Origin of the sequence: Capnocytophaga canis, assembly GCF_000827555.1 — a bacterium.
GTDB lineage: Bacteria > Bacteroidota > Bacteroidia > Flavobacteriales > Flavobacteriaceae > Capnocytophaga > Capnocytophaga canis.
Window position 1 is genome coordinate 1 of record NZ_CDOI01000074.1, and the last position, 614, is coordinate 614.

Annotated in this window: 1 pseudogene; it reads left to right on the forward strand. The window is 44.0% G+C overall.

The features are described 5' to 3' along the window. Window positions 1-614, forward strand: a pseudogene (locus tag CCAND38_RS11830) (hypothetical protein); the annotation flags it as partial.

Sequence of the window (614 nt, forward strand, 5' to 3'; positions counted from 1 at the left end):
TTTTTAGCCGATGATGATGATTTAGGAACGGTAGTATCGGGTGGTACGACTACACGAACGGTTATTAGTAATGATAAGCTCAACGGTACGCCTGTGGTTATAGGCACAGGAGTAGGTCAGGTAACCCTTACACCAATCATTACCCCAACGGGCATTACTTTGAATGGCGACGGACAAGTAACGGTAGGAACGAATGTTTCGAGCGGAGTTTATACGTTGACCTATAAAATTTGTGAGAATGGAGCGACCCCTGATAATTGTGATGATGCTACGGTAACGATCACGGTTCAAAACAGCATAGTTGCCGAAGATGATGATTTAGGTACGGTAGTATCGGGAGGTACGACTACGCAAACGGTTATTAGTAATGACAAGCTCAATGGTACGTTTGTGGTTATAGGCACAGGTACGGGTGAGGTAACGCTTACACCAATCATTACCCCAACGGGCATTACGATAGATGCTACTAACGGAAAAGTAACGGTAGGAACAAATGTTTCGAGTGGAGTTTATACGTTGACCTATAAAATTTGTGAGAATGGAGCGACCCCTGATAATTGTGATGATGCTACGGTAACGATCACGGTTGAAAACAGCATCGTAGCTGATAACGA